The sequence below is a fragment of the Herbaspirillum sp. alder98 genome, assembly GCF_020179755.1.
In the GTDB taxonomy this organism is placed as follows: domain Bacteria; phylum Pseudomonadota; class Gammaproteobacteria; order Burkholderiales; family Burkholderiaceae_D; genus Herbaspirillum.
Genome location: NZ_JAIUCY010000001.1, coordinates 208,489 through 231,214 on the forward strand (window position 1 = coordinate 208,489; position 22,726 = coordinate 231,214).

At 61.2% G+C, this 22,726-nt stretch carries 23 protein-coding genes and 4 tRNA genes; 1 reads left to right on the plus strand and 26 read right to left on the minus strand.

Going from position 1 to position 22,726, the window contains the following annotated elements:
- Positions 1-68 precede the first annotated feature (68 nt).
- From LBW87_RS01010 to plsX, 26 genes are all read right to left on the minus strand, one after another.
- Entirely contained in the window at positions 69-1,052 is a 984-nt protein-coding gene (locus LBW87_RS01010; RefSeq protein WP_225200322.1) for a chemotaxis protein, read from the minus strand.
- Between the two features lie 232 nt (positions 1,053-1,284).
- Positions 1,285-1,360 (minus strand) — tRNA-Gly (locus tag LBW87_RS01015).
- Between the two features lie 51 nt (positions 1,361-1,411).
- A tRNA-Gly gene (locus LBW87_RS01020) sits at positions 1,412-1,487 on the minus strand.
- A gap of 14 nt (positions 1,488-1,501) precedes the next feature.
- Positions 1,502-1,575, minus strand: a tRNA-Cys gene (locus LBW87_RS01025).
- 152 nt (positions 1,576-1,727) lie between these two features.
- Positions 1,728-1,803 (minus strand) — tRNA-Gly (locus tag LBW87_RS01030).
- A gap of 47 nt (positions 1,804-1,850) precedes the next feature.
- Positions 1,851-2,435: a CDP-diacylglycerol--glycerol-3-phosphate 3-phosphatidyltransferase gene (gene pgsA / locus LBW87_RS01035; protein WP_225199573.1), complete on the minus strand. Its 585-nt coding sequence runs from the start codon at positions 2,433-2,435 to the stop codon at positions 1,851-1,853.
- A gap of 130 nt (positions 2,436-2,565) precedes the next feature.
- Positions 2,566-4,431: an excinuclease ABC subunit UvrC gene (gene uvrC, locus LBW87_RS01040; RefSeq protein ID WP_225199574.1), complete on the minus strand. Its 1,866-nt coding sequence runs from the start codon at positions 4,429-4,431 to the stop codon at positions 2,566-2,568.
- Between the two features lie 25 nt (positions 4,432-4,456).
- A complete protein-coding gene (gene nagZ, locus LBW87_RS01045; RefSeq protein WP_225199575.1) occupies positions 4,457-5,473 on the minus strand; it encodes a beta-N-acetylhexosaminidase in 1,017 nt (338 codons plus the stop codon).
- Positions 5,470-5,862, minus strand: coding sequence for a holo-ACP synthase (gene acpS / locus LBW87_RS01050; RefSeq protein WP_225199576.1), 393 nt, complete (start codon positions 5,860-5,862; stop codon positions 5,470-5,472). The genes nagZ and acpS overlap by 4 nt, the downstream gene beginning before the upstream one ends.
- Positions 5,859-6,644, minus strand: coding sequence for a pyridoxine 5'-phosphate synthase (gene pdxJ, locus LBW87_RS01055; protein ID WP_225199577.1), 786 nt, complete (start codon positions 6,642-6,644; stop codon positions 5,859-5,861). Before pdxJ ends, acpS begins: the two co-directional genes overlap by 4 nt.
- A gap of 76 nt (positions 6,645-6,720) precedes the next feature.
- A complete protein-coding gene (gene recO, locus LBW87_RS01060; RefSeq protein ID WP_225199578.1) occupies positions 6,721-7,572 on the minus strand; it encodes a DNA repair protein RecO in 852 nt (283 codons plus the stop codon).
- Positions 7,573-7,617: 45 nt separating this feature from the next.
- Complete coding sequence (gene era / locus LBW87_RS01065; RefSeq protein WP_225199579.1) at positions 7,618-8,544, minus strand: GTPase Era; 927 nt, start codon at positions 8,542-8,544, stop codon at positions 7,618-7,620.
- Complete coding sequence (rnc, locus tag LBW87_RS01070; protein ID WP_225199580.1) at positions 8,541-9,665, minus strand: ribonuclease III; 1,125 nt, start codon at positions 9,663-9,665, stop codon at positions 8,541-8,543. Before rnc ends, era begins: the two co-directional genes overlap by 4 nt.
- A 147-nt stretch (positions 9,666-9,812) precedes the next feature.
- Positions 9,813-10,727, minus strand: a complete 915-nt coding sequence (gene lepB / locus LBW87_RS01075; RefSeq protein WP_225199581.1) for a signal peptidase I — start codon at positions 10,725-10,727, stop codon at positions 9,813-9,815.
- A 1-nt stretch (position 10,728) separates the two neighbouring features.
- Positions 10,729-12,522 carry a translation elongation factor 4 gene (gene lepA, locus LBW87_RS01080; protein WP_225199582.1) on the minus strand — a complete coding sequence of 598 codons (1,794 nt, stop codon included), beginning with the start codon at positions 12,520-12,522 and terminating at the stop codon, positions 10,729-10,731.
- 206 nt (positions 12,523-12,728) lie between these two features.
- Positions 12,729-13,016 (minus strand): glutaredoxin family protein, encoded by a 288-nt coding sequence (locus LBW87_RS01085; RefSeq protein ID WP_225199583.1) that lies wholly within the window; start codon positions 13,014-13,016, stop codon positions 12,729-12,731.
- Between the two features lie 69 nt (positions 13,017-13,085).
- The gene (locus LBW87_RS01090; RefSeq protein ID WP_225199584.1) at positions 13,086-14,582 is read right to left on the minus strand and encodes a DegQ family serine endoprotease; all 1,497 of its coding nucleotides are present in this window, start codon (positions 14,580-14,582) and stop codon (positions 13,086-13,088) included.
- A 406-nt stretch (positions 14,583-14,988) separates the two neighbouring features.
- Positions 14,989-15,654 (minus strand): sigma-E factor negative regulatory protein, encoded by a 666-nt coding sequence (locus LBW87_RS01095; protein ID WP_225199585.1) that lies wholly within the window; start codon positions 15,652-15,654, stop codon positions 14,989-14,991.
- Positions 15,655-15,719: 65 nt separating this feature from the next.
- Positions 15,720-16,322: an RNA polymerase sigma factor RpoE gene (gene rpoE, locus LBW87_RS01100; protein WP_225199586.1), complete on the minus strand. Its 603-nt coding sequence runs from the start codon at positions 16,320-16,322 to the stop codon at positions 15,720-15,722.
- Positions 16,323-16,408: 86 nt separating this feature from the next.
- Entirely contained in the window at positions 16,409-16,909 is a 501-nt protein-coding gene (locus LBW87_RS01105) for a protein YgfX (protein WP_225199587.1), read from the minus strand.
- A 53-nt stretch (positions 16,910-16,962) separates the two neighbouring features.
- Positions 16,963-18,222: a beta-ketoacyl-ACP synthase II gene (fabF, locus tag LBW87_RS01110; protein WP_225199588.1), complete on the minus strand. Its 1,260-nt coding sequence runs from the start codon at positions 18,220-18,222 to the stop codon at positions 16,963-16,965.
- 34 nt (positions 18,223-18,256) lie between these two features.
- Positions 18,257-18,496 carry an acyl carrier protein gene (gene acpP / locus LBW87_RS01115; protein ID WP_008114284.1) on the minus strand — a complete coding sequence of 80 codons (240 nt, stop codon included), beginning with the start codon at positions 18,494-18,496 and terminating at the stop codon, positions 18,257-18,259.
- 154 nt (positions 18,497-18,650) lie between these two features.
- Positions 18,651-19,406, minus strand: coding sequence for a 3-oxoacyl-ACP reductase FabG (fabG, locus tag LBW87_RS01120; protein ID WP_225199589.1), 756 nt, complete (start codon positions 19,404-19,406; stop codon positions 18,651-18,653).
- On the minus strand, positions 19,403-20,335 hold the full coding sequence (fabD, locus tag LBW87_RS01125; RefSeq protein WP_225199590.1) for an ACP S-malonyltransferase: 933 nt from the start codon (positions 20,333-20,335) through the stop codon (positions 19,403-19,405). The genes fabG and fabD overlap by 4 nt, the downstream gene beginning before the upstream one ends.
- A 64-nt stretch (positions 20,336-20,399) precedes the next feature.
- A complete protein-coding gene (locus LBW87_RS01130; protein ID WP_225199591.1) occupies positions 20,400-21,386 on the minus strand; it encodes a beta-ketoacyl-ACP synthase III in 987 nt (328 codons plus the stop codon).
- A gap of 15 nt (positions 21,387-21,401) precedes the next feature.
- Positions 21,402-22,490: a phosphate acyltransferase PlsX gene (gene plsX / locus LBW87_RS01135; RefSeq protein ID WP_225199592.1), complete on the minus strand. Its 1,089-nt coding sequence runs from the start codon at positions 22,488-22,490 to the stop codon at positions 21,402-21,404.
- On the opposite strand from plsX, the gene LBW87_RS01140 reads away from it, so the two are divergent.
- On the plus strand, positions 22,449-22,724 hold the full coding sequence (locus LBW87_RS01140; RefSeq protein ID WP_225200345.1) for a hypothetical protein: 276 nt from the start codon (positions 22,449-22,451) through the stop codon (positions 22,722-22,724). The two genes, plsX and LBW87_RS01140, sit on opposite strands and share 42 nt — an antisense overlap.
- Positions 22,725-22,726: the final 2 nt, after the last annotated feature.

The window sequence follows — 22,726 nt, forward strand, 5'->3', positions numbered from 1 at the left end:
AGTATAAGTTATCGGACGTAAAAAGAGCCTCGAACGAGGCTCTCGGCAAAACATGGAACAAGCTGTGATCAGGCGCGCTCGGTTCTGGCGATGATGGTGCGCAGGATCTCGCCGATGGTCTGGCCCATTTCCGTGATGTCGAACTTGGCCACATAGGCATCCGCCCCCACCTTTTTGACGTGGTCTTCGTTGGCCGATCCGGTCAGGGACGAGTGGATGATGACCGGGATATTCTTCAGGAAATCCTCGTTCTTGATATTGCGGGTGAAGGTGAAGCCATCCATTTCCGGCATCTCGAGATCGGTCAGCACGAACGAGATCTTGTCGGTGATGGGCACGCGCGCGGCACGCGCCTGCTGGGACAGGAACTGCACCCGCTCCCATGCCTCCTTGCCGGTCTTGTACATCTCGAAATTGATCCTCAACTCCTGCAAACCCTTTTCGATCAGGTTGCGCGCGACCTTCGAGTCGTCGGCGGCAATGACCACCGCGCCCGGCTTCACGGCGCGCTGGATAAGGTCATCCAGGCTGTCGACCTTGAAGTTGCGGTCCTTCGGCATGATTTCGTGCAGGATCTGCTCCACGTCCAGCACCTGCGCCAGCCGCGTATTGTCCTTGTCGTCATCCAGCCTCGCGATGCTGGTGACGAAGTTGCCGCCGGCACTGGATTCGGCCGACAGCACATTGCTCCATTCCAGTCGCACGATCTCTTCGACCGACTCCACCGCGAAGGCCTGGGTGCTGCGCGCATACTCGGTCACCAGCAGGATGTTCAAGCCCGTCTTGGGCACGCATCCGACCACCGCCGGCAGGTCGATCACCGAAATGATCTGGTCGCGGATATTGACCACGCCCAGCATCGGCGACTGCGTGCCGGCCGGCTTGTTGATGGTCAACATCGGTACAATTTCGCGAATCTTGAAAACGTTAATGCCAAACAATTCAGAACGCTCGCCATGTGGATCGGTACCCAACCGAAACAGCAGCAACTCGAATTTATTGTTTGCAGTTAGATTGGTGCGCTCATCGATTTCCTGCTGAAAAGTGTCCATCATTCCCCCGACTTAAATGGATTAGCCTGTTGCAATAAAGGCACTCAACAATGTAGACGGGAAAGGTAGTGGCGGCAATCAGGAATTTCATTAGTGGACAAGGCTGTTGATATCTGGCCTCGTGCACAATGTTTCCCTGCCACACTGAATGGCGACGGGCAAAGGCGGGCAAAACGGCTGAAAGGATGCAGAAATGAAAAAAGGAAGCCCGAAGGCTTCCTTTTTTTCTTTATGGAGCGGGAGAAGAGGCTCGAACTCTCGACCTATACCTTGGCAAGGTATCGCTCTACCAACTGAGCTACTCCCGCATAAAGCTGGGTAAAACTAATGAAGTACGGCCAGGCACTTCATTTCAAAACTGGAGCGGGAGAAGAGGCTCGAACTCTCGACCTATACCTTGGCAAGGTATCGCTCTACCAACTGAGCTACTCCCGCATGGAGTATTATTTTGGAGGCGGGGGTCGGGATCGAACCGGCGTAGACGGCTTTGCAGGCCGCTGCATAACCACTTTGCTACCCCGCCTTGGGGACACGCATACTACCTAAAACACGTATCGTTTGCAAACATCTTTTTTCGATCCGGACCCAGCATCGCTGGACTACATCGTTGAAGTGCGCGCACCTTCTACAATAAAAAAAGGAAGCTTTATAAGGCTTCCTTTTTTCCAAGTAACCTGGAGCGGGAGAAGAGGCTCGAACTCTCGACCTATACCTTGGCAAGGTATCGCTCTACCAACTGAGCTACTCCCGCATCAACAACAGAGCGCCATTATAGGCCCCCGTTGGAAATTGTCAACATTATTTGCTATTTTCCTGCACTTTTCGGATCAGCGGCATCGCGCGACGCAGGTAATAAAGCATCGACCATACCGTCAGCACCGCAGCAATGAACAACAGCACGGCGCCCCACAGGCGGGTGTCGATCACGCCGAACAACCAGTCGTAGTACAGCAGCATGGGAATGGCGATCATCTGCGCGGTGGTCTTGATCTTGCCCAGCGAACTGACGGCCACCGACTTCGATGCGCCCAGTTGCGCCATCCATTCGCGCAACGCCGAGATGGCAATCTCGCGGCCGATGATGATGAACGCGATCACCGGATGCACGCGCCCCAGGTGCACCAGCACCAGCAAGGCGCCGGTCACCATCAGCTTGTCGGCGACCGGATCAAGGAAGGCGCCGAAGGCCGAAGTCTGGTTCCAGCGGCGCGCCAGAAAGCCGTCGAACCAGTCGGTCAGCGCAGCGACCACGAAGATCACGGTAGAGGCGATACCCTGTTCGTAACGCGACAGTCCCAGTTCGGGCAGATAGAACACGCCGACCACCAGGGGAATCAGGGCAACCCGCAACCAGGTCAGCAGAATGGGAATATTGAAAGGCATACGTCTTTGATCGAGGGTGCGGCGTACACAAAAAAAAATTTAACGAATAGTAGCAGAGTCGCCAACCCGCAGCGTGGCCGCGTATGCCTGGTGTTAGAGAACTGCACCAAAGCCGCGCTGCGGCCCCGCTTCAATGCAGCTGGCGGTAGATCTCTTCGGCCAGTTGACGCGAGATGCCGTCGACCGAGGCCAGATCGTCGATGCTGGCGTCGACCACGCCGCGCAGGCCACCAAAGCGCACCAGCAAACGCTGGCGGCGCTTGGCGCCGATGCCTTCGATTTCTTCCAGGCGCGAACTCTGGCGCGCGCGCGCCCGCTTGGCGCGCATGCCGGTAATGGCGAAGCGGTGCGCCTCGTCGCGAATCTGGGCGATCAGCATCAGCGCCGCCGACTCCTTGCCCAGTTCGCGCGGGGCGCGGCCGTCGGCAAAGATCAATGTCTCCAGCCCGACCTTGCGCCCCTCGCCCTTGGCCACGCCGACGATGAGGCCGATATCCAGGCCCAGTTCGGTCAGCACCTGGCGCGCCATCTCAACCTGCCCGCGGCCGCCGTCGATGAGCACGATGTCGGGCATCACGCCGTCGCCATTGGCCACCTTTTCGTAGCGGCGCATCAGGACCTGGCGCATCGCGGCATAATCGTCGCCAGGCGTGATGTCGTTGATGTTGTAGCGGCGATATTCGCCGTTCTGCATGGCGTGATGATGAAACACCACGCACGATGCCTGGGTCGCTTCGCCCTGGGTGTGGCTGATGTCGAAACACTCGGCGCGCAGGTTGTCGAGATCTTCGCTCTCAAGCTCAAGCACATCGGCCAGTGCGCGGGTGCGCGACTGTTGCGAACCCTGCTCGGCCAGCAGGCGCGCCAGCGACAGCTCGGCGCCCTTGCCTGCCATCTCCAGCCATTGGCGACGCTGGCCCTGGGGCTGGAAGGTCAGCGCAATGCGATGCCCGCACTGCTCCATGAGCGCGACCATCAGCGCCGGATCGTCGAACTCGGTGCCGACGATAAGCGCCGACGGGATGAACTTGTCGATGTAGTGCTGCGCCAGGAAGGCCTTGAGCACCTCGACCTCGATGCTCTCTTCGCTAGTGGCCAGGGCGTCATCCACATGGGTCGGGAAATACGCGCGGTCACCCAGGTGCCGGCCACCGCGCACCATCGCCAGGTTGACGCAGGCGCGGCCGCCCTGCACCACCACGGCGATGACGTCGATATCGGCGTCGCTCACCGTTTCCATGCTCTGCTGGTGCAGCACGCTGGAGAGCGAACCCATCTGGTCGCGCACGGCGGCGGCCTGCTCGAACTTGAGATCGGCGGCAAAGGCGTGCATCTTCTGCTCCAGCGCCTGCATCACTTCGTTCTGGCGTCCACGCAGGAATTTGGAGGCATTCTCGACGTCGATGGCGTAGCTGTCGGTATCGATCAGCTTCACGCACGGCCCGCTGCAGCGATGGATCTGGTGCAGCAGGCACGGCCGGGTACGGTTGGCGAATACGGTGTCTTCGCAGGTGCGCAGCAAAAATACCTTCTGCAGGATCTGGATCGATTCCTTCACCGCGCTGGCGTTGGGGAATGGTCCGAAATACTGGCTGCGCTTGTCGACCGCGCCGCGATAGTAGGCCATGCGTGGATAGGCATGGCCGGTGATCTTCAGGTACGGATACGACTTGTCGTCGCGAAACAGGATATTGAAGCGCGGGCGCAGCGTCTTGATCAGGTTGTTTTCGAGCAGCAGCGCTTCGGCTTCGCTGCGGGTGACCGTGGTTTCAAGACGGGCGATGCGCTCGACCATCATGGCGATGCGCGGGCTGGTCAGCGTCTTCTGGAAGTAACTCGATACCCGCTTCTTCAGGTCGCGCGCCTTGCCCACATAGAGCACGTTGTCTTCGCCATCGAAATAGCGGTACACGCCCGGCAGATGCGGCAGTTTGGCAACCGTCTCCAGCACGCGCTCGCGCGGGTCGGGCAACCGGGTTTCGATGGAGTCGGACATGGCGGCGGCTAACGGGCAGGAAAGGCTACAGCGACAGCACCAGTTCGCGCGCGGCCAGGTAACGTGGCTCGCGCTGCAGCGTCTCCCAGTCGGGTGCGGGAGCGGCCGGTTTGAGGGCGGCCAGGCGCGCGGACGAGGCGGCATCGATGCCCGGCTTCAGTCCGGCCAGGATCTGGTCGGCCTTGTCCGGCGAATTGCAGATCAACGCCACGTCGCAACCGGCCTCGAGCGCGGCCTGCGCCGCGTCCAGCGCACCACCGGCGACGCTGGCGCCGTGCATGCTGAGGTCATCGCTGAAGATGACGCCCTGGAACGCAAAGCGCTGGCGCAGCATGCCCAGCCACTTGCGCGAGAACCCGGCAGGCTGCGCATCGACCTTGGGGTAGATCACGTGGGCCGGCATCACCGCGGCCAGGCTCATGCCGAGCCAGTCGTAGGGGGTGGCATCTTCGCCCAGGATCTGGTCCAGCTCGCGCTCGTCGACCGGAATCGCCACGTGCGAATCGGCGGCGACGAAACCGTGACCGGGAAAATGCTTGCCGCAATTGGCCATGCCCGCCAGCGCCAGGCCGTGGTTGAGGCTCTTGGCCAGCAAGGTGACCACACGTGGATCGCGGTGAAAGGCGCGGTCGCCGATCACGGTCGATTCGCCGTAGTCGAGATCGAGCACCGGCGTGAATGACAGGTCAATGCCACAGGCGCGCAACTCGGCCGCCAGCACATAGCCGGTGGCGGTCGCCATGCGGGTGGCCTGCAATACATCGGCGTCCCACAACGTGCCCAGGCGCCCCATGGCCGGCAGGCGCGTGAAACCATCGGTACGGAATCGCTGCACCCGACCACCTTCATGGTCGACCGCGATGATCAGATCGGGACGGGCGGCACGAATGGCCGAGGTCAACGCCACCAGTTGGTCGCGATCGTGGTAATTACGAGCGAACAGGATGACGCCGCCGGTCAGCGGGTGGCGGATGCGCGCCAGGTCGGACGGGTCAAGACGGGTGCCGACCACATCCAGCATCACGGGGCCGAGCTGACTCATGCTTTCTCCACGATGACGAAGGCCACCGCGTATTCGGCCTCGTCGGTGAGCGTGACCTGGGCCGTGAGCCCCTGTTGCGTCATCCATTCCTGCAGGGCGCCGCTGCACTGCGCCACCGGCTTGCCGCTGGGCGCGTTGAGCACCTGCATGGCGCGCCAGGTCATGGGCATGCGCATGCCCATGCCGATCGCCTTGGAGAAGGCTTCCTTGGCGGCGAAGCGGGTCGCCAGGAAGCGTACGCCACGGGCCTCGACCTTGGCCTTGCGACGCAGGTACTTCTGCAGTTCTTCCGGGCCCAGGATGCGCTCGGCGAAGCGGTCGCCATGACGCTGCAGCGCAGCCTGCACGCGCGAGATCTGGAGGATGTCGGTGCCGATGCCGTAAATCATTTGCGGGTCCCGGCCGACTGGCCGATGGCCTCGATGCGGGCCTTGACCATGATCGCCTTCATGTCGGCCACCGCATTGCGCCAGCCGGCAAACACCGACTGCGCCACGATGGCGTGACCGATATTGAGTTCGGCGATGTCTTCGATGGCGGCAATGGCCTGGACGTTGGTGTAGTGCAGGCCGTGCCCGGCATTGACCTTGAGCCCCTGGCGCACGCCTTCCAGCACGCTGGCGCGGATGCGCTCGAGTTCGACCGCCTGCTCGCGCGCGTCATGGGCGTCGGCATAGCGACCGGTGTGCAACTCGATCACCGGCGCGCCCACTTCGGCGGCGGCGCGGATCTGCTCGGCGTCGGCATCGATGAAGAGCGACACGCGAATGCCCTGCTGCTGCAATTGCCGCACCGCTGCCTGCACCTGGGTGAAATGGCCGACCACGTCGAGCCCGCCTTCGGTGGTGATCTCGGTGCGTTTTTCAGGCACCAGGCAGACATCCTGCGGCGCGATGACACAGGCGAAGTCGAGCATTTCGCTGGTGACTGCGGCCTCCAGGTTCATGCGTGTAGTCAGCAGTGGACGAATCGCCCGCACGTCGGCATCGCGAATGTGGCGCCGGTCTTCGCGCAGGTGCAGGGTGATCGCATCGGCCCCGGCCTGCTCGGCCTCGAGTGCGGCCCTGATCGGGTCCGGATAGGCCGTGCCGCGCGCATTGCGCAAGGTGGCGACGTGGTCGATATTGATGCCCAATTCGATGGTCGGGCCAGCAGGCTGCAGGTAACTCATGGTGTCTTGGATCGGTTGGTGGAGTGCCGGCGCTGCGCGACCCGTCGAGGACCGCGGCGCCACATCGAAAGCGGGTTCACAACTGCATCAGGTCGATCAGGATCTGGCGCGTGTTGAGCTGGGCATTGCCCAGGTGATGCGCCAGCAGGTAGCGCATCAGGAATTTGCTCTGCAACTGCGTGGTCGGGTCGCTGTAGTCTTCGCGCTCCATGTCCAGCAACGTCTTGCCCGACACCTTCGGCGCCCGGTCGGCCAAGCGTTCGGGGCGTGTGCCCTGCTCCGGATCGACCACATAGGCGCCTTCGGGCTGCACCGGACGGTTGCTCACGGTGCAGTGACTCCAGTTGCCGGCGACACCGGTCTGGCGCAGCAAGGCGCGTTCGAACTGGCGCAACACGATGGGCGCATTCTCGCCGTGCGCCAGCTTGTTGAGCGTGGCCACGTAGTGATCGAACAGGGCCGGATGCGCATCTTCGCGCGCCAGCAGCTTGACCAGCAATTCATTGAGGTAGAAACCGCACAGCAGCGCCGATTTCTCGAGCGGCAACAAGCCGCCGACCCACTCGGCTTCGGTCAGCGTGCGCATTTCGGACTTGCCGCTCCACGACAGCGAGAGCGGCTGGAAGGTCTGCAATGCGCCGCGCAACTTGGAGTGCGGACGCTTGGCGCCCTTGGCCACCAGCGCGACCCGGCCATGATCGCGCGTCAGCACATCGATGATCAGGCTGGTTTCTTTATAGGGATAGCTGTGCAGCACAAAGCCAGGCTGGGCCTGTACCTTGTGCTCTTTTTCGAGGGGACTGCTGCGCCCGCGTGCGGGGCTGCCGGTGGCGCGGGGCTTGCGGGCGGGTGCGGCCGGACGGGCAACGACTTCCTGTTCTGCCTGCACCGGGGCGACCAGTTGGGATTCGGAGAGCACGGTAGTCATGGATGTCCTGAATGCGTTGAACTGCAATGCCGGCGGCGCACCGCTTTATTCGTAGCCGTAGGCGCGCAGGCCGGCTTCGTTGTCGGCCCAGCCCGATTTGACCTTGACCCAGATCTCGAGATAGACCGGACCGCCGAACAAACGCTCCATGTCGAGCCGTGCCTGGGTCGAGATTTCTTTCAGGCGCGCGCCCTTCTGGCCGATCACCATGGCCTTGTGGTTGTCGCGCTCGACCAGGATGGCGGCGAAGATGCGGCGCAGGTTGCCTTCCTGCTCGAATTTTTCGAGCACGACGGTGCTGGTATAGGGCAACTCTTCACCCACGTAGCGGAACACCTTCTCACGCACGATCTCGGAGGCGAGAAACTTCTCGCTGCGGTCGGTGATGTCGTCTTCGTCGAACATCGGCGGATTGTTGGGCAGGTGACGGCGGATTTCTTCCTGCAACCGGTCCAGCTGGAACCGCTGCTTGGCCGACACCGGCACCACGGCCGTGAAGTCGCGACGCGACGCCACTTCCTGGGCAAACGGCATCAACGCGGCCTTGTCCTTGCTGCGATCGGACTTGTTGAGCACCAGGATGCACGGCACCGACGGCGGCACCAGATCAAGCACAAGTTGATCGGCCGGGCCGAAGGTACCGGCCTCGATCACGAACAGGATCACGTCGGCAGCCGTCAGGGTACTGGTGACGGTGCGGTTCAGGGTCTTGTTGAGGGCGTTGCTGTGACGCGTCTGGAAACCCGGGGTGTCGATATAGACGAACTGGGTATTGTCGAGCGTCTGGATACCGGTAATGCGGTGGCGCGTGGTCTGCGCCTTGCGCGAGGTGATGCTGACCTTGGCGCCCACCAGGGCGTTCATCAAGGTCGACTTGCCCACGTTGGGGCGGCCGATGATGGCAATATAGCCGCAACGATAATCGTCCGGCGCCGGTGCCGGCTCAGTGCCGGTCATGGGGGAATCTGTCATGCTGTCTTCGATTGCGTGGCAGCCGGGGCTGCCGAGATGGGTTCTGCCGTCACGGCATCGTGACGGCCTTCCTGCTTGGCCGATGGACGGGCTTCCTTGGCGTGCTTGGCAGGTTTGTCGCCCTCGGTCTTGTCGTGCTTGTCGGTTTTTTCAACCGCTTTCTCTACCGTTTTCTCAACGGTTTTTTCAGCCGTTTTCTCAGCTTTTTCCAGTTTCTCTACCTTGTCCGCCTTCTCGGCTTTTTCTGCTTTTTCTGCGCGCTCGGCCTTGTCCACCAGGTCATTCTTGGGCATGCGCGCTGCAGCGCGCTCGACCGCCTCGGGGCGATTGCCGCGAGCGGTGGCATCACCCGGCTCGACCGGCGCATCCGGCTGGATGGTGGCAATGCCGGCCAGCTTCAATTGCGCAGTGCGCGCACGCGGCTTGCGGGTAGTGGCCGGGCTCTTGACCAGCGCCAGCTGGACCGCCTCGAGCGCCAGCTTGGCGGCGGCCTGTTCGCCCGCACGCCGACTGCCGCCGGTGCCGAACACCTGGATGTCGAGCTTGGGCACCAGGCATTCGATCTCGAATTCCTGGTTATGGGCAGCGCCGTGGGTGGCAATCACGTTGTATTGCGGCAGCGGTATTTTCTTGCCCTGCAAAAATTCCTGCAGCAGCGTCTTGGCATCCTTGCCCAGGGTGCGCGGATCGACGTGATCCAGCACCGGCAGGTAAAGCGCGCGAATCACATCGCGTGCCGCTTCGAAACCGGAATCGAGGAAGATCGCGCCGAACAGCGCTTCGAGCGTATCGGCCAGGATCGAGGGACGGCGGAAACCGCCCGACTTGAGCTCACCCTCGCCCAGCCGCAGAAACTGCGACAGCTCCAGCCGTTGGGCGATTTCGTAGAGGGATTGCTGCTTGACCAGATTGGCGCGCAGGCGGGACAGGTCGCCTTCGTCGATCTTGTCGTACCGGTCGAACAGCAGTGACGCCACGACACAGTTCAAGATCGAATCGCCGAGAAACTCCAGCCGCTCATTATGCAAGGCACTATGGCTACGATGCGTCAAGGCCTGCTGCAACAATGAAGCATCCTTGAAGTTGTGGCCTAGCCGATGTTGCAAGAGTTGAGGATCCATTTGTTCATCCGTCATTCGGGCCGGTTCGTCGCAGCCCGCGTTGCCGCGGTTCGACTGCGCTCCGGCCAGTTCAGACGTCCCTTCAGGCGTTTGCCTCCACTGCAAAAGAATGCTCGATGGAAACTGCTCGATCAGGGATGCGGCCTGTTACTTGAAAGCGCCGATCCGCTTCAGGTTACCCAGATTCATCCAGACGAAGAAAGCTCGGCCGACGATGTTCTGGTCCGGGACGAAGCCCCAATAGCGACTGTCCAGGCTGTTGTCGCGGTTATCGCCCATCATGAAATACTCGCCTGGCGGCACGGTGCAGGCAAAACCATCGGCGTTGTAGGTGCACAGCTCGTGATGCGGGAACGCATCGGGATTGGGCACGAAGTTGGGCGCACGATCATCGGTAAGGATCTTGTGCTCCACGCCGGTCAGGTTTTCCTGCCATTGCTTATAGTACGCCAGATTTTCCTCATCCAGATAATCCGGCAACGGTTTATAAGAAATTTCTTCACCATTCACCGTTAAGCGCTTGTTTTTATAGACTATTTTATCACCGGGAACACCTACCACCCGCTTGATGTAGTCGACCGTCAGGTCCTTCGGATACTTGAACACCATCACGTCGCCGCGCTGCGGGTCGTTCATGTCGATGATCTTCTTGTTGATGATGGGCAGGCGGATGCCGTAGGTGAATTTGTTCACCAGGATCAGGTCGCCCACCAGCAGCGTCGGCACCATCGATGCCGACGGGATCTTGAACGGCTCGTACAGGAACGAGCGCAGGCAGAACACCAGGGCGATCACCGGGAAGAAGCTGCCCGAGTATTCGATCCAGGCCGGTTGCTTGAGCAGCCGGGCCTGCAGATCGGCACGACCGCCGGCAGTGGCCGCATCGGCCTTGACGCCATCGGCCGACAGCCGCGCCGCGCGTGCATCGTACTCGGCCAGCGCCGCGTCGGCGCGGGCGCGGCGCTGCTTGGCCAGGAAGAACACATCGGCGAACCAGACGATACCGGTCACCACCATCAATACAAACAGAATCAATGCGAAGTTGCCCAACAGTGCCTGCATGTTATTTATCTTCCACTTGTAAGATTGCCAGGAAAGCCTCTTGCGGGATTTCCACCGAGCCGACCTGCTTCATACGCTTCTTGCCCGCCTTCTGCTTTTCGAGCAGCTTGCGCTTGCGGCTGATGTCGCCGCCGTAGCACTTGGCCAGCACGTTCTTGCGCAATGCCTTGACGTTTTCGCGCGAGATGATGGTGGCGCCGATGGCGGCCTGGATCGCCACGTCGAACATCTGGCGCGGGATCAGCTCACGCATCTTGGCCGCCACGGCGCGACCGCGGAACTGGGCCGCAGCACGGTGCACGATGATGGCCAGCGCATCGACCTTCTCGCTGTTGATCAGCATGTCGACCTTGACCACGTCAGCGGCCCGGTATTCCTTGAACTCGTAGTCCATCGACGCATAGCCGCGCGAAGTCGACTTGAGGCGATCGAAGAAGTCCAGCACGATCTCGGCCATCGGCATTTCGTAGGTCAACTGCACCTGCCGGCCGTGGTAGCTCATGTTCATCTGGACGCCACGCTTCTGGGTACACAGCGTAATGACCGAGCCCACGTACTCTTGCGGCATGTAGAGATTGACCGTGACGATCGGCTCGCGGATTTCCTCGATCTTGGACACCTCGGGCATCTTCGACGGGTTATCCACCATCAGCATCGTGCCGTCACGCATCTGCACCTCGTAGACCACGGTCGGCGCCGTGGTGATGAGGTCCATGTCGAACTCGCGCTCCAGGCGCTCCTGCACGATTTCCATGTGCAGCAGGCCCAGGAAGCCACAGCGGAAGCCGAAGCCCAGCGCCTGCGATACTTCGGGTTCGTACATCAGTGCGGCATCGTTGAGCTTGAGCTTTTCGAGCGAGTCACGCAGCGCGTCATACTGGTTGGCTTCCACCGGGAAGAGACCGGCAAACACCTGCGGCTGGACTTCCTTGAAGCCTGGCAGCGGCGCCGCTGCCGGCTTGCCCACCAGGGTCACGGTGTCACCCACCTTGGCCGACTTGAGTTCCTTGATGCCGGCAATGACAAAGCCTACCTGCCCTGCCGTCAAGCTCTCGCGGGACTGCGACTTGGGCGTGAACACGCCGATGCTTTCGGTCAGGTGCTGCGCGCCGGTGGCCATGAACAGGATCTTGTCCTTGGGGCGCAAGGTGCCGTTGACGATACGCACCAGCATGACCACACCGACGTAATTATCGAACCAGGAGTCGATGATCAGCGCCTGCAGCGGCGCGTCGACATCACCCTTGGGCGCAGGCACCTTGGCGACGATGGCTTCGAGCACATCTTCCACGCCCAGGCCGGTCTTGGCCGAACAGGGGGTGGCGTCGGAAGCATCGATGCCGATGACTTCCTCGATTTCGCTCTTGGCGTTATCGGGATCGGCCGACGGCAGGTCGATCTTGTTGAGCACCGGTACCACCTCGACACCCAGTTCCAGCGCGGTGTAGCAGTTGGCGACCGTTTGCGCCTCGACACCCTGCGAGGCATCCACCACCAGCAGCGCGCCTTCGCACGCCGACAGCGAGCGGCTGACTTCATAGCTGAAGTCGACGTGGCCCGGGGTATCGATCAGGTTGAGGTTGTAGACCTGGCCATCGCGCGCCTTATAGGACAGGGCGGCAGTCTGGGCCTTGATGGTGATGCCGCGCTCACGCTCGATGTCCATCGAATCCAGCACTTGCGCTTCCATTTCGCGGTTGGACAGGCCGCCGCAGAGCTGAATGATGCGATCGGCCAGCGTGGACTTGCCGTGATCGATGTGAGCGATGATCGAGAAATTACGGATATTGTTCATTAACAGACGGGGGAAACGATGAAAAAAGGCGCCCAGGAGCGGGAGCAGTCCCGGCCGAGCGCCTTTGCAACAGCTTGTTCGACCCCGCATTCTACCGGAATTCGGGGCAGAATCCGATTTTACCCATGGGCGATGCTGCACCGCGTGCAATAGCACCGCATAAATATTTCACAAAGGAAATATTGTCGCACTCGCCATCACTTGCGCTAACGCGAACCGGCTCCCGCATCGTGAGCGCTCGACTGGACGAAGTCCTGCACTGCTGCGGGATCGAGAAAATAATGACATAACCGGGTCAGGCCGCCATCGGCACCACGCCCCATCAAGACCGGCACAAGTTCGTCGTATTGCGCCTCGAGCGTGGCATCGGCATCGACATCGATCATCTCGACCTGGTCGGCGGCCAAGCCGAAGGTGGCCAGCAAGGCCTCCTTCATGTCATCGCAAAGATGGCAATAGCTACGCGAATAGATGACAAAACGGGGTTGCTGCATACGGCCCTCTCCAGATGAAAAAGGCCGCATGCGCCTGGCATGCGGCCTCGCTAGCCTGACACCCGGAGCTTAATTGCCGCCGTTCGGACGCAAGGGCACGAATTGCGACGAATCGCCACGGCGCACCAACACCGCCGCGCGCTTCTTGCTGTCCAGCTTGGACACCAACTGGTTGAATTGCTTGGCATCGGCGATATCGACCTCGTTGAGGCGCTGCACCACGTCGCCCGGACGAATCCCGGCCGCTGCTGCCGAGCCGGTGGCAGATTCGACCAGCACGCCGCTGTCGGTCTTGAGCTCCTTCTTCTGGGCATCAGACAGATCGCTGACGATCAGGCCGAGGGCGTTGGGCGCGTTGTCCGGCTTGGCTTTCTTCTCTTCCGCCGCCTTGGCCGGCTTGTCGGCCTCGAGCTCGACCACCGTCAGCGACACGTCGCGCGCACTACCCTTGCGCCAGACGCTGACCGTGGCCTTGGCGCCAGGCTTGGTGGCGCCGACCATGCGCGGCAGGTCGCTCGGACGCTCGATGGCGGTGCCATTGAACTTGAGAATGATGTCGCCGGCTTCGATCCCGCCCTTCTCGGCCGGACCACCCTGCTCCACCCGCTGCACCAGCGCGCCCTGGGCGCGGGCCAGACCGAGCGACTCGGCGACGTCCTTGGTGACTTCGCCGATCTGCACGCCGATACGGCCACGGGTCACGCGCCCGCTGGCCTTGAGCTGGTCGGCCACGCGCAGCGCTTCATCGATGGGCACGGCAAACGAGATGCCCATGAAACCGCCGGAGCGACTGTAGATCTGCGAATTGATGCCGATGACTTCGCCCTTCAGATTGATCAGCGGACCGCCGGAATTACCCGGATTGACGGCGACGTCGGTCTGGATCAGCGGCAGGTAGTCACCGGTATCGCGTGCCTTGGCCGACACGATGCCGGCCGTCACGGTGTTTTCCAGGCCAAAGGGAGAACCGATCGCAAGCACCCATTCGCCGGCCCGGATCTTGTCGGAGTCGCCCATGGTCAGGCGCGGCAGGTTGCTGCCATCGATCTTCAATACGGCCACGTCGGTGCGGGTATCGGAGCCAACGATCCTGGCCTTGAATTCACGCTTGTCGGTCAGCGTGACATAGACCTCGCTGGCGCCTTCGACCACGTGGGCATTGGTCAGGATGAAACCATCGGCCGAGATGATGAAACCCGACCCCACGCCGCGCGGGACTTCTTCCTGCTGCCCCTGCTTGCCGCTGCCATTGCCGCCACGAGGCGTGCCGGGCTGCTGCTGGCGCGGGATGGGAATACCGAAAAAGCGACGAAAGAACTCCTGCATCTCGGGATCGTCGGTTCCACCCTGCGCCTGCGCATTGCCGCGCACGCGCTCGGTGGTGCGAATGTTGACCACGCCTGGGCCGGTACGATCGACGATGTCGGCAAAATCGGGCAAGGCAGCCACGCCTGGCGCCGCAACAGCCGGCGCGGCGGCCGGTGCCGCGTGCGCTGCCGGCATTCCGGCAAATACGGATGCTGCCAGCAAGGTACTGGTCAGAATGGTCTTGTTCAGTCGAATCATGGGATCTTTCTCTTCTTCTACTTGGTTTTCAACTCAATCGGATGGGAAACCCGGCCAGGCAATATACCAACCCACGCATTACCCGGCCTCTGGCGTACAGGATGCTACGGCAGCGTCGCCCCGTATTATCAAATGGAAACCTTGCCATCGCATAAGCAGCATTTCAACGATAGTAATGCAGGCCATGACCATACGCGACGCAAGCGCGTCAACGCACGCCGCAGGACGTGACAATGAAAAATGGCAACAAAGGTGTTTCAAGCGGGAAAGCACCGCGACACTGGAACCAGGTCGGGCGAAAACTTCTGCTGGCGCTAGAAGCACCACACCGTCGCCTGCAAAGGCGAACGGTGCGGATGAATTGACAGGGCAGACCGATTGTCTCAATCGCCCCGTTCTCGGCATCTTACTTGTTGGCGTCAACAGAGAAGGCTGCCGAGCGCGCGTACTGCGCCGAATTCAGTGGCTGCGAGAAACGCTGGTGCGAAAACAGGTACTCGTCGATGCGCGGATCGCGCTTGACTTCGCCCTGCTGCGCCAATGCACTCGCCTGCGCCGCGGTTGGCGGCGCCACATTGCCACCCGCATTGCTGGCCACCGTCGAGATAGCCGATGGCACGCTCACCGCCGCTACCTGCGCTGCAGCCTTGCCCGAATCGGCACTGATGACGGCCTGCTGCGGCATGGCGACAAACACTGCCGCCACTGCGGCGGCTGCAGCAGCCGCACTGGGCAGGAAGAACCTGCTCAGACGCGAGGGCGCCGCACGATGGTCGCCATTGGCCGGCTTCGCCTGCACCGCAGGCACTGCTGCCTCGAGCGCCGCCTGCGGCGCCACGATGGTCGGTTCAGCGTCAAGCAGCGCGCTCATCCTGGCGTTGAAGCCGGGGCTGAGCGACACATCCATGTCGTCCGAACGCAGGACTTCACCGATCCGGTGATAGAGCTCCCAGTTATCGCGCTCGTCATCCGAGGCGCGCAGCGCAGCAAGCGCAATGGTTAATTCGTCAGAACTCAGCTCGCCATCGGCAAGCGCTGAAATCCGTTCGCTGGTCATTACTTTGGTATCCATAAACAGTCACCCGGCAAAAAACTTTGGTTCCATATCCCGATTTTTGTTTTATTTCTGACAACACATCACCAGCGCTTGTCCGCTGCGGTATCCAGCAACGGACGCAACTTCTCGGCAATTGCTTCCCGTGCACGGAAAATGCGACTGCGCACGGTGCCGATCGGACAATTCATCGCATCCGCAATCTCGTCGTAGCTCAACCCCTCGATCTCGCGCAACGTGATGGCAGTACGTAATTCTTCTGGCAATGCTTCCATCGCCACGTTGACCGTTTGAGCAATCTGCTTGGTGGCCAACATCGACTCTGGAGTGTTGATGTCCCTTAGGTGGTCTCCGTCCTCAAAAGTTTCCGCCTCTTCGGCATCTGCTTCGGTAGAAGTTGGAGCACGTCGCCCCAAGGTGACGAGATAGTTCTTTGCAGTATTGATACCAATGCGATAAAGCCAGGTATAAAAGGCCGAATCGCCGCGAAATTGCGGCAATGCACGGTATGCCTTAATGAAGGCTTCCTGAACCACGTCCTCGGCTTCGGCCTGGTCGCGCACCAGGCGCGACACCAGTCGCATCAACTTGCGTTGATATTTGATCACCAAAATCTCGAACGCCTTCTTGTCACCGCGCTGGACACGCTCCACGAGCTGCTGGTCTATTTCGCGTTCTGTCGTCAAACCGGGTTCCTTGTATGGCCTTGTTGTTCTATGGTGATTGCCCTAGCCAGATGATTGCGGCCTTGCAATTTTCAAGCCATGTACTCTTATTTTTCCAACATGCGGGTCTTCGCCGTATTGTGACTGATCAGCCAGCGACATGCGACGGAGAGTGCACGAAATGTATCTGCCGAGACCGAATCAGCGAGAATCGGAATGGTTCGGGTCTTGCCGTTATCCAGGCGCAACCGCAAAAACAACATCCCCGGCCAGATTGTGGTGCCGGCCAGCAACTTTGCCAGCCCTGCCTTTACCACCTGCGGCTTGGCGCGCGCATTGCCCCTGACAAGATGTTCCACCACCCGGATCTGGCCAGTGGCCGAAATATGCAACCAGATGGTCTTGCGTGAACGCAGCACCTGAAACAGGGCAATGGCGGCTGCCAACAGGCAAGCCAGCCCGAGCAGGCTGCGGATGGCAAAGGAGAGATGCACCGGCACCAGGAGACAGGCGAGGCTACCGACAAGGGCAACGCACAAGCAGGCGCCAGCCATGATTACAAACAGCAGGCGGGAGGGCTTGATATCCGCGGAAACTGCTATCGACATAAGAGGCAATCAAAACGACAAACCCGGCTTCCTTGCAGAAGCCGGGCACCGCATCAAATCCTGCCGATGACCAGGGTACCGTTGGTGCCGCCGAACCCGAAAGAGTTCTTCACGGCAACATCGATCTTCATGTCGCGCGCCTGATTTGCACAATAATCAAGATCGCAGTCCGGATCCTGATTGAAGATGTTCATCGTCGGCGGCGACACCTGATGATGAACGGCGAGCACCGACAAGACGGTCTCGAGACCACCTGCGCCACCCAGAAGGTGACCGGTCATCGATTTGGTCGAATTGACCACCAGCTTGTAGGCATGCTTGCCAAACGCGGCCTTGATCGCCTCGGTTTCGTTCTTGTCACCCAGCGGAGTCGATGTGCCATGGGCATTGAGGTACTGGACCTCATCGCCGTTGACGCCCGCATCGCGCAGTGCATTGAGCACGCAACGACGTGGACCATCCTGGCTGGGCGCGGTCATGTGATACGCATCGCCGCTCATGCCGAAACCGAGCAACTCTGCGTAGATCTTGGCGCCACGTGCCTTGGCATGCTCGTACTCTTCGAGCACCATCACGCCAGCGCCCTCGCCCAGCACGAAACCGTCACGATCCTTGTCCCAGGGACGGGATGCGGTGGCGGGGTCGTCATTGCGGGTCGACAGCGCACGCGCCGAGGCGAAACCGCCAATACCCAGCGGCGATACGCTGGACTCGGCGCCACCGGCGACCATCACGTCGGCATCGCCGTACATGATCATGCGCGCGGAAGCACCGATGCAGTGCAGACCGGTGGTGCAGGCGGTCACGATGGCCAGGTTGGGCCCCTTCAGGCCAAACTTGATCGACAGGTTGCCGGAGATCATGTTGATGATCGAGGCCGGGATGAAGAACGGACTGATGCGGCGCGGGCCGCGATTGGTCAGTTCTGCATGGGTCTCTTCGATCAGCGGCAGGCCGCCGATACCGGATCCGATCATCACGCCGATACGTTCGGCATCCTCTTCGCCGACCAGCAACTTCTGGTCGTCGGTCAACCCGCTATCCTTGAGGGCCTGGATACCCGCTGCCATCCCGTAGTGGATGAAGGTATCCATGTGACGGGCTTCCTTGGCGGGGATGTAATCCTCGATATTGAAGCCCTTGACCTCACCAGCGAAATGCGTGGTGAATGGCGTAGCGTCGAACTTGGTGATGGTGGCGATACCGGACTTGCCTTCCTTGATGGCACTCCACGTATCGGCAATATTGTTGCCGACAGGCGAAATGCACCCCAGACCGGTGATGACTACACGACGTTCACGAGTGCGGCTCAAGCAATTCTCCTGAAACTTAGATTCAAAGCCGGCTTCAGGCCTTGACGTGCGACGTGGCGTAATCGATCGCCTGTTGCACGGTGGTGATCTTTTCTGCCTGTTCGTCAGGGATTTCCATTTCGAATTCGTCTTCCAGTGCCATGACCAGCTCGACGGTATCCAGGGAGTCAGCGCCCAGGTCGTCAACGAACGACGATTCGTTCTTGATGTCGGCTTCGGCGACGCCCAGTTGTTCAGCGACGATCTTCTTAACGCGTTGTTCGATATCGGACATATTGTTCCTCCAGGGGATAGATAGGTTACAAAAGTGCGCGCATTTTAGCAGGTTTGCGCGGGGAAAATTTACTTTTAACTATTCTTGGCAAGATTGTGCCAAGTCAAGTTTAACTTCGATCAAAAAGCGCCAAAAACGCCTTAATACCAGGGCCTTAGCCCATGTACATACCGCCGTTGACATGCAGTTCGTTGCCAGTGATGTAACCGGCCTGGGTCGATGCCAGGAAGGCCACCGCCGCCGCCACTTCTTCGGCCGCGCCCAGGCGCCCCAGCGGGATCTGCTGCAGGATCGCGGCGGACTGCTGTTCGTTCAGGGCCTTCGTCATATCTGTGTCGATAAAACCCGGGGCCACGCAATTGACGGTGATATTGCGGCTGCCGATCTCGCGGGCCAGCGCACGGCTCATGCCTGCCACGCCGGCCTTGGCCGCCGCATAGTTCATCTGGCCGGGGTTGCCCGCCGCGCCCACCACCGAGGTGATGCTGATGATGCGACCATACTTGGCCTTCATCATCCCGCGCAGCACTGCACGCGAGAGGCGACCCACCGCCGACAGGTTGGTGGCGATGACGCTGTCCCACTCCTCGTCCTTCATGCGCATGGCCAGCTGGTCCTGCGTGATGCCGGCGTTGTTGACCAGGATCGACAGGCCGCCAAATTCCTTCTGCACCTGTTCCACGATGGCGCTGCAGGAAGCCACGTCGTTGACATTGAGCACCAGGCCGCGACCGGCCTCGGGCGCGACTGCCGCCAGGTATTCGGAAATCGCCGCCGCACCCGCTTCGCTGGTGGCGGTGCCGACCACCTTGGCACCCTGGCGCGCCAGTTCGACGGCGATGGCGCGACCGATGCCGCGCGATGCGCCGGTGACCAGCGCGATTTGTCCTTGCAGATTCTGTGCACTCATTTGAGCAACTCCAATACTTTATCCAGGGATGGCTGGTCGACGATGGCCTCGCCCACGAGTTCGCCGTTGATGCGCTTGGCCAGGCCGGTCAACACCTTGCCCGGGCCGCATTCGATGACGTGGGTGATGCCTTCGGCGCCGAATTTCTGGATCGTCTCGACCCAGCGCACGGGACTGGCCGCCTGGCGCACCAGGGCATCCTTGATGGCTGCCGGATCGCTCACCAGCGCGACGTCGACGTTATTGATGACCGGAATCTGCGGCGCGGCGAAGCTGATCCCGGCCAGGTAGTCCTGCAGGCGATCCGATGCTGGCTTGAGCAACGACGAATGGAACGGCGCCGACACCGGCAACGCCAGGGCGCGCTTGGCGCCGCGCGCCTTGGCGGCTTCGCAGGCGCGCTCGACGGCGGCCTTGTGACCGGCAATCACCACTTGCGCGGGCGCATTGTAGTTGACCGCCTCGACCACCTCGCCCTGTGCCGCCTCGGCACAGGCTGCGCGCACATCGTCGTCGGACAGGCCGAGGATGGCGGCCATGCCGCCCTGCCCCACCGGCACCGCCTCTTGCATGGCCTGGGCACGAAAACGCACCAGCGGCACGGCATCCTTGAACGAGATCACGCCGGCGGCGACCAGCGCCGAATATTCGCCCAGGCTATGACCAGCCACCAGCGCCGGGATCGCACCCCCGGCAGCCAGCCAGGCACGATAGAACGCCACGGCGGCCGTCAGCATGACCGGCTGGGTGTTGGTGGTCAGGTCCAGCGACTCCTTCGGACCTTCGGCGATCAGGCCGGCGAGGTCGAATTGCAGCGCATCGGACGCCTCGGCCACGGTCTGGCGCACGACTTCATTGTCGGCAAAACCGTTGAGCATCCCGATGGCCTGCGAACCCTGACCCGGAAAAACAAAGGCAAATTTTGTCATGCTTGATCTGAATTGAAGTTGGATGAAAATGGCTGCGCGCCAGCCATGCCGGCGCGCCCCTGCATTACATTCTGGCCAGCACGGCGCCCCAGGTGAAACCGCCACCCACGCCTTCCATCATCACCGTCTGCCCCGGCTTGACGCGACCGTCGCGCACGGCCTGGTCGAGCGCCAGCGGGATCGATGCCGCCGACGTATTGCCGTGCTCGTCGACCGTCACCACCATGCGATCGAGCGGCAGGCCCAGCTTCTTGGCGGTCCCCTGCATGATGCGGATATTGGCCTGGTGTGGAATCAGCCAGTCGACTTCGCTGGCGGCCACGCCGGCGGCGTCGAGCGCTTCGCGCGCCACCTTGTCGAGCACCGAAACGGCCAGCTTGAAGACGGCCGGGCCATCCATGTAGAGATAGGCGCTGCCAGCGATGGCGCCGCCGTCGACGTTGCCCGGCACGCACAGGATATGTCCGTGGCTGCCATCGGCATGCAACTTGGTGGCCAGTACGCCCGGCTCGGCGGAGGCGCTCATCACCACGGCGCCGGCGCCGTCACCGAACAGCACGCAGGTAGTGCGGTCCTTGAAATCGAGGATGCGCGAAAATACTTCAGCGCCCACCACCAGCACGTTCTTGTGGGCGCCCGACTTGATGAAGCTGTCGGCCACCGACATGGCATAGACGAAGCCGCTGCAGACCGCCTGCACATCCATCGCTGGCGCACCGTTCTTGATGCCCAGTTTGTTCTGCAGCACGCAGGCGGTGCTCGGGAAACCACCCAGGTGGTCCGGCGTGGACGTGGCCAGGATGATCAGGTCGATCTCATCGGCCTGCAATCCGGCCGCTTCCAGGGCGCGCTGCGAAGCTACCAGGGCCAGGTCGCTCGAGCGCTGGTCGGCGGCCGCGTAGTGGCGCGCCGAAATACCGCTGCGGGTAACGATCCACTCATCCGATGTCTCTACGCCCTGCTCCGCCAGTTGCGCCGCCAACTCATGATTGGTCACGCGTTTTGCCGGCAGATAGCTGCCGGTGCCGACGATTTTGCTATAGATGGTCATTGCGTCTCTGTTCTGTTAGTTCGATGATTGCAACGGCGCCGGGGCTGCAACTGCATCAGCGGTCACGACCTCTGCCGGCTCCTGGGTCATCAATTCTGCCATGCTGGCGGCAATGCGCGAGAGCACATCGTATTTGGCCGCATCGTAGGCGCGGCGGATGGCCCATTCGAAAGCATAGACATCGGCGCCGCCATGACTCTTGAACACCAGGCCCTTGAGGCCCAGCAGGCTGGCGCCATTGTACCGGGAAGGATTGAGGCGACGCGACAGCGCCTTGATCGCACCATAGGCGATGAGCGCGCCCAGCTTGTTGATGATGCCCTTCTTGAATTCCGTCGTCAGTACGATCTTGACGAAGCGCCCCAGGCCTTCGGAAGCCTTCAATGTGACGTTGCCGACAAAGCCATCGCACACCACCAGGTCGGTCGTGCCTTCGAAGATATCGTTGCCCTCGACATTGCCGTAGAAGTTGAGGACGCCCTTGGCGTGGTCGGCCCGCAGCAGCGCGGCGGTCTCCTTGACCACTTCGTTGCCCTTGATGTCTTCCTCGCCGATATTGAGCAACCCGACCGTGGGTCGCGGCTTGCCTTCCATCACCGACACCAGCGCCGAGCCCATCAATGCAAATTGTTGCAAATGCTGTGGTTCGCAGTCGACATTGGCGCCCAGGTCGAGCATGTAGGTCGGACCGTCCTTCTGGTTCGGGAGGATGGTGCAGATGGCCGGACGGTCCACGCCCGGCAGGGTCTTGAGCACGTAGCGCGACACGGCCATGAGCGCGCCGGTGTTACCGGCCGATACGGCAGCCTGGGCATCACCCTGCTTGACCAGCGTAATGGCCACGCGCATCGACGAATCCTTCTTGCGGCGCAGTGCCACTTCGATCGGATCTTCCATGGTGACCACCTCGGAGGCATGCTGGATGCGCACCCGTGGCTCATCGGCCAGGCGATACTTCTTGAGCAGCGGCTGCAATACCGCTTCAGCGCCCACCAGGATCAGCTCGGCGTCGGGTTCCTGCCGAAGGAAGGAGGCAGCGGCCGGCAGCGTGACTGACGGGCCGTGATCTCCGCCCATGCAGTCGATGGATATTTTGATGGTCATTTATTTGATTCAGAGCCTTGCCAGCCCACATTATGGGGCAGTTCTGGCACCGTTCAACATGACGCCGCGCAAATGGCTGGCACATGTCGCACCGGCCACCGGAGCACCGACAAAGGGCGCAACCGCGATGATCGGCAGATTGTGGCGGGCGTAAAAAAGCGGCGCAAAATGAACCTCCTTGTACAGAAGCTCATTGCGCCGCTTTTCTTGAAAAACAGCAAGCTCAATGAATGAGA